Origin of the sequence: Haematobacter sp., assembly GCF_032102465.1 — a bacterium.
GTDB lineage: Bacteria > Pseudomonadota > Alphaproteobacteria > Rhodobacterales > Rhodobacteraceae > Haematobacter.
Genome location: NZ_DAMDHB010000001.1, coordinates 89,560 through 95,887, shown reverse-complemented (window position 1 = coordinate 95,887; position 6,328 = coordinate 89,560). Strand labels below are relative to the sequence as shown.

The following is a 6,328-nucleotide window of genomic DNA, read 5'->3' as shown; positions in this document are numbered from 1 at the left end:
TCTCGGGCGAAACGCTCAGCATACCCTGTTCACCCCGTTGCAACGCCCCGGAGACGGGTGAACCCCGATGTGAAGAAAGGGGCATCTTCTGCAGGGCCAGCGCGGGGACCAGTGGGGGAAGAGGGTAGCCGTTCGCCGGCTACCCCGTGGCTGCGGCTCAGAAGCCGGCCTTGATCTTCTCGAACTCCTGCACCATCCGGTCGCGAAGCGATTGTTCCAGCGGCTTTTGCGTCAGCACCGGGACCGTGACGGGGCCAAGACCGGCCTCCTTCAGCTTCTCCGGATCCATCGCATCCATGGCGGTCTTGTTGGAGGAGCCGTAGCCGAACACGTCCACCAGATATTCGGCGGACGACGGCTGGAGCCAGGCATTCATGAAATCATAGGCCTGATCTTCCGATCCGGGCCCGTTCTTGAAGTTCACGAAGCCGCAGACGAAGGCCGAGGAGCCTTCTTTCGCCTCACGCTGGAAGCCGACGGGATAGCCGTCCGCAACAAGCTGTGTCACGCCCTCGGGCCAGGACCAGGCGATCAGCACCTCTCCCGTCGCCATGAGCTGGCCCATCTCTGACGGATCGGCCCAGTAGGCGCGGACGTTCGGATGCACCTCGCGGAGCCAGTCGGCGGCGGCCTTGAACTGATCGTCCGTCACATGGGTCCAGTCGTGCACGCCGGTTGCCAGAAAGGCGAGCGGCCAGATATCGTCCACCGAGTTCGGCAGCGAGATGCGGCCGGCGTATTTCGGATCCTTGAACACCTGAAGGGTCGAGACATCCTCCGCCGGTACCTTCTCCGTGTTCCAGGCGATGGCGGTGGAGGCCCAGTCCGTCGGCAGGAACCACAGCCCTCCGTCATCCTTGAAGATGGGGGAATCAAGCAGCTCCGGATCCAGATCCTTGAAGGCGGTCAGCTTGGAGGTATCCCACGGCTCGATCAGGCCAGCATCGCGGTATTTGGAGATCATCTGTGAGCAGGGGTGGGCGATGTCCGGCTTGAAGCCGGAGACGACCTTCTGGAACGCCTCGTCGTCATCTGCGTAAAAGCTGTACTGCGGACTTGCGCCATATTTGTCGATATAAGCCTGATGAAGCCCCGGATCCTCGAAGCCGGCCCAGTCGAAAACGAGCAAATTCGGCGATTGCGCCCATGCGGCCTGCGCGACAAGCGTCGCGGCGGCCGTGCCAAGAAGCCAGGTCCTGATGGCCATTCTCGATCCTCTGTTGGAGAGCTGTTTCTCCCGAGGCTAGAGGACAGCGCCCGACGCCTCAAGCGGCGATTGTATTCGGTCGATCAAGATTCTGCGGGAACGTCCGATCCACCCGGCAGAGAGAGGGGACATGCCGCCCAAGCAGTACGGAAACCGAACAATCAGCATCTTTAACAATATGGTATAGAACGATGCTATCAGAATTGTTTAATGGTTTTAAGTTACCCAATGGCGACAGGTCAGCGTGTTGACCGTGCTCTGCCGGCGGTAACGACGGGGGATGGGGTTGCGCCCCCGTCGCCATCGGGCAACTGTGCCGGCGATCTTCCCGGAGACGGATATGACGGACTTCTTCTTCTACGGCACGCTGCGTCACCCCCCCGTATTGGAGGCCGTATTGGGCCATCCCGTTAGCGGCCGCGCGGCGCGGCTGTCCGGGCAGCGGGTGGTGGCGGGCGATACGGGCCCGGTGCTTGTCGCGGCGGAGGCGGCGCTCGCGCCCGGCTTGCTGGTTACCGGGCTGAGCGAGGCGGATCGCGCGCGGCTCGATCACTATGAGGCGGGTGAGGCCATGCCCATGACGCTCGAAACCGAGCGTGGGCGCGTCAAGGCGCTGGTCTATCCCGGTGCGGCGGGCAGCGATCACGACTGGTCCTTCGATGACTGGGTGGACGATTGGGGCAATATCACCGCAGAAACCGCTCGCGACATCATGCGCGGCTTCGGGATCAACCCGCCGACGGCTCATCTTGCCCGCCTCCCCATGTTGCTGGGCCGGGCTCATTCCCGCATCCGTGCGGCAAATGACATGCCGCGGGAGGCGCGTGGCGTGGCCGAGGCAGGCGATGTGGAGGTCATCGCAGCGCGGGAGCCCTATGCCCATTTCTTCTCCGTTGAGGAATATGATCTGCGCTTTCGCCGTTTCGACGGGACGATGAGCCCGGTCGTCAATCGTGCGGTCTTCGTCTCCGGCGACGCCGCGACGCTGGTCCCCTATGATCCGGTGCGGGACAGGGTGCTCGTCATCGAGCAGTTTCGCCCCGGGCCTTTCGCACGGGGCGACCGGCAGCCGTGGCTGATCGAGCCGATCGCAGGACGGATCGATGCGGGCGAAGACCCGCGCTCCACGGTGGTGCGGGAGGCCGTGGAGGAGGCGGGCCTGAACGTCTCCGACGTGCGGGAGATCATGCGCTATTACTCCAGCCCCGGCACGATGACCGAATTTCTTTACTGCTTCGTCGCTCTCTGCGACCTGCCGGATGACGTGGCGCAGACGGGCGGGCTGGCGGAGGAGGCGGAGGACATTCGCGGCCTTCTCATGAGCCTTGATGATCTGCTGAAACTCGTCAATTCCGGCGAAGGGGCGAACGGCCCGCTTGTCGTGACGGCGCAGTGGCTGGCGATGAACCGTGACGCGCTCCGCGGGTAAACGGGAAACTGAACCGAAACGGTGCGGGTTGAGTTCGTCTGACGGCGGCCCTATCACCGAAGCGATCCTGAAGAGGGAGAAGGAAATGCCCGTTTACGGCGATCTCATGGCCTCCATCGGTCATACCCCGCTCATCCGGCTGCGCAAGGCCAGCGAGATGACCGGCTGCGACATCTACGGCAAGGCCGAGTTCATGAATCCCGGTCAGTCGGTGAAGGACCGCGCAGCGCTCTATATCATCAAGGACGCCGTGGCACGGGGAGAGCTTGCCCCGGGCGGCACGATCGTGGAGGGGACGGCGGGCAACACCGGTATTGGCCTGGCGCTTGTGGGCGCAGCCATGGGCTTTCGCACCGTGATCGTCATTCCCGAGACGCAGAGCCAGGAGAAGAAGGACATGATCCGCCTTGCCGGGGCGGAACTGGTGGAGGTGCCTGCGGCACCCTATGCCAACCCGAACAACTATGTGCGCTATTCGAGCCGCCTTGCCGCGGAACTCGCCAAGACAGAGCCGAACGGCGCGATCTGGGCCAACCAGTTCGACAACACCGCCAACCGGCTTGCGCATGTTGAGACGACCGGCCCCGAGATCTGGGAGGAAACGGGCGGCAAGGTGGATGGTTTCGTGGCCTCCGTCGGGTCGGGCGGCACTTTCGCGGGTGTCGGCATGGCTCTGCAACCGAAGGGCGTGAAGATCGCGCTGGCGGATCCAGAGGGGTCGGCGCTATACGAATACTACGCGCACGGAACACTGAAATCCGAAGGCAATTCGATCACCGAAGGTATCGGGCAGGGCCGTATCACTGCCAATCTGGAAGGTTTCACGCCCGACTTCGCCTATCGCATCCCGGATGGCGAAGCTCTGCCGCTGATCTTTGACCTGCTGTCGGAGGAGGGGCTTTGCGTGGGCGGTTCTTCCGGCATCAACATCGCAGGGGCGATCCGGCTTGCCCGCGACCTGGGTCCGGGCAAGACCATCGTGACCGTGCTGTGCGATTACGGCACCCGGTACCAGACAAAGCTGTTCAATCCGGCCTTTCTGCGGACGAAGAACCTACCCGTGCCGGAATGGCTGGCCACGCCCGCTCAACCCCTCCCTTCGGTGCTCGAGGGCTGATCCATGCAGCGTCTGACCGGTATCCTGATCGCGCTGATCTTTGCGCTCCTGCCCGTCTCCGGTGTGCCAACCGGGGTTTTCGTCACGCCCGTCCACGCGCAGGAACCCGCGCAGACCACGCCTGATTTCGCCGCATGGGAGAAAACGGCGAGCGAGATAGAGGGCGAGGTCGCGGACCCGGAGGTTACGGATCAGCAACTCGACACGCGTCGTGCCCAACTGGTCCCTCTCCGGGCCGAGTTTCAGACGGCGCAGGGCGCGAACAATAGCCGGATCGACACGCTGAAGGGCCAACTCGCCGCGCTGGGTGCGCCCCCGGAGGACGGCACGACCGAAGTCCCGGAGATCACGGCGCGCCGCTCGGAGCTTCAGACCCAGATTTCCGAAGCCGAGGCGCCCGGCAAGGCGGCGGTCGAGGCCTATACGCGGGCCGACAATCTCATCAAGCAGATCGATGCAATCCTGCGCGACCGGCAGACAAATGCCCTTCTGGAGTTGTCGCCGTCGCCGCTGAATCCGGCCAACTGGACGGTTGCAGCGGGGGCCCTTCTGGACGCGGGCAAGGGGATCGTGGCGGAGGTCAACCGCAACGTCGCGTCTGATTTCCGGCGTCAGAACCTCGTTTCCAACCTGCCGATCATCCTGCTCCACCTTGTCGTCGCGGCGGTGATCCTTCTCCGCGGCCGGGTGTGGATGGAGCGGCTTGTCCGCAATATCAGCGGGCGGAGTTCACTCCGCGGCGCCAAGGTCATCGCGAAGCTGGTCTCGCTCGGTCAGGTGGTGATCCCGGTCCTGGGGCTGGTGCTGGTGAGCCGGGCGTTGCAGCTTTCGGGGATGGTGGGTGTCCGCACTCTTCCGATCGTCGAAACTCTGCCATGGGCCGGTTTTCTTGTCTTCGCGGCGCTCTGGCTCGCCGGCCGGCTCTTTCCCGACGACGCAGGCGACAGCCCGTTTCAACTTGCGCCCGAGCGGCGGCGCGAGGCCCGCGTTCATATGGTGGCGTTCGGCATCCTCCTCGCCATTCGCAGCCTGCTCTGGCAGATCATCCCGAACCCCGAACCGCAGGTCTTTTCCGTTCTGGCCTTCCCGCTTCTGGTCGTGGGCGGGATCCTGCTCTTTCGCTTCGGACAGCTCATCCGCGCCCATGCGGTGAATGCGACGGCGGCAAGTGCGGAGGTATTGTTCCGTCACCGGCTCATTAGCTACGTGGCCTATGTCACCATTGCCATCGGGGCGTTGGCTCCGCTTCTCGCAGCGGTCGGCTATGTCTCCGCAGCAACGGCGCTGATCTATCCGGCGGCCATGACGCTTGCGCTCATCGGCATGGTGATGTTCCTGCAGGGCCTCTGCGCCGACATCTACGTGCTGGCGATCAAGGGGGACGAAGCCAATCGCGGTGACCTCGTGCCGGTTTTGCTCGGCTTCGTGCTCTGCGCGCTGGCGATCCCTTTCCTGCTGCTGATCTGGGGCGCGCGCGGCTCTGACTTGGCGGAGATGTGGATCAAGTTCCGCGACGGCTTCAACGTGGCAGGGGTGCAGATCTCTCCCACCATCTTCCTGACCTTCGTCGTCGTGTTCGTTATCGGCTACACGGTCACCAAGCTGCTGCAAGGCGCGCTCGGCGCCTCCATCCTCCCCAAGACCAAGCTGGACACCGGCGGGCAGCGGGCGGTGGTTCTGGGGGTTGGCTATGTCGGGGTCGTGCTGTCCGCGATCATCGCCATGACGGCGGCGGGCATCAACCTTTCATCGCTGGCGATCCTTGCCTCCGCGCTTTCCGTCGGTATCGGTTTCGGCCTGCAGAATATTGTGCAGAACTTTGTCTCCGGTATCATCCTTCTGATCGAACGTCCCGTGTCGGAAGGCGACTGGATCGAGGTTGCGGGCGTGCAGGGCCGCGTGCGCGCGATCTCTGTCCGTTCGACCCGGATCGAGACATTCGACCGCAACCACGTCATCGTGCCCAACGCCTCGCTGATCTCCGGTCAGGTCACGAACATCACGCGTTTCAACCTGTCGGGGCGTGTGCTCCAGCAGGTTACCGTGTCGGGGGTCAATGACAGCGATCATGTGCAGAAGGTGCTGGAAGATATCGCCAAGGTGCCGCCCATGGTGATCTTGAACCCGCCGCCTTCCGTGGGGCTGGTCGGTATCGACGGCGGCAACCTGACGTTCGAGATGCGGCTCATCATCCGGGACGTGAACTTCAAGGGCGCGGTTCAGGACGAAGTGCTCCACCTCATCCATCGCCGCTTCAAGGAAGAGGGGATCGTCTTCGGTGTCATGGGGTCGAGCAAGACCATCATGGCCGATGGCGACGGCACGCCCTATGTCCTGCCCGGCGCGATCTTCGGCGAGAAGCCCGCCCCCGATCCGGTGTATGCGGAAGCGGCGCGCGACGGCAAGGCCGAGGAGCAGGCAGAGGAAAACGATCAGCGCCGCGCCGGAAGCCCTACACGGTGAGGCCCACACGCTGGAACCGGGGCGGCGGTGCTTGACTCCAGCCGCCTCTCCACGCATGATTCACCGAAGGGCGGTATGGACCGTTCAGTGCAACGGGCCATGCCCACAAGGT

4 protein-coding genes are annotated in these 6,328 nt (G+C 63.8%); 3 read left to right on the top strand and 1 reads right to left on the bottom strand.

All coding sequences use genetic code 11. The features are described from left to right. Positions 1-157: 157 nt before the first annotated feature. Complete coding sequence (locus tag RT513_RS00440) at positions 158-1,207, bottom strand: extracellular solute-binding protein (RefSeq protein ID WP_290689398.1); 1,050 nt, start codon at positions 1,205-1,207, stop codon at positions 158-160. 340 nt (positions 1,208-1,547) lie between these two features. Between RT513_RS00440 and RT513_RS00435 the strand changes: the two genes are divergently transcribed. The 3 genes from RT513_RS00435 to RT513_RS00425 all read left to right on the top strand — a co-directional run bounded on the left by RT513_RS00435 (position 1,548) and on the right by RT513_RS00425 (position 6,216). After that, positions 1,548-2,636 carry an NUDIX domain-containing protein gene (locus RT513_RS00435; RefSeq protein ID WP_290689396.1) on the top strand — a complete coding sequence of 363 codons (1,089 nt, stop codon included), beginning with the start codon at positions 1,548-1,550 and terminating at the stop codon, positions 2,634-2,636. 85 nt (positions 2,637-2,721) lie between these two features. Then, positions 2,722-3,753, top strand: a complete 1,032-nt coding sequence (locus RT513_RS00430) for a cysteine synthase A (RefSeq protein ID WP_088213800.1) — start codon at positions 2,722-2,724, stop codon at positions 3,751-3,753. Between the two features lie 3 nt (positions 3,754-3,756). Then, positions 3,757-6,216, top strand: coding sequence for a DUF3772 domain-containing protein (locus tag RT513_RS00425; protein WP_290689393.1), 2,460 nt, complete (start codon positions 3,757-3,759; stop codon positions 6,214-6,216). The last annotated feature ends 112 nt before the right edge of the window (positions 6,217-6,328 follow it).

Bases quoted from the DNA above. Each gene is read 5' to 3' on its own strand.
- RT513_RS00430 (WP_088213800.1), top strand. From the start codon at position 2,722: ATGCCCGTTTACGGCGATCTCATGGCCTCCATCGGTCATACCCCGCTC.
- RT513_RS00425 (WP_290689393.1), top strand. From the start codon at position 3,757: ATGCAGCGTCTGACCGGTATCCTGATCGCGCTGATCTTTGCGCTCCTG.
- RT513_RS00440 (WP_290689398.1), bottom strand. From the start codon at position 1,207: ATGGCCATCAGGACCTGGCTTCTTGGCACGGCCGCCGCGACGCTTGTC.
- RT513_RS00435 (WP_290689396.1), top strand. From the start codon at position 1,548: ATGACGGACTTCTTCTTCTACGGCACGCTGCGTCACCCCCCCGTATTG.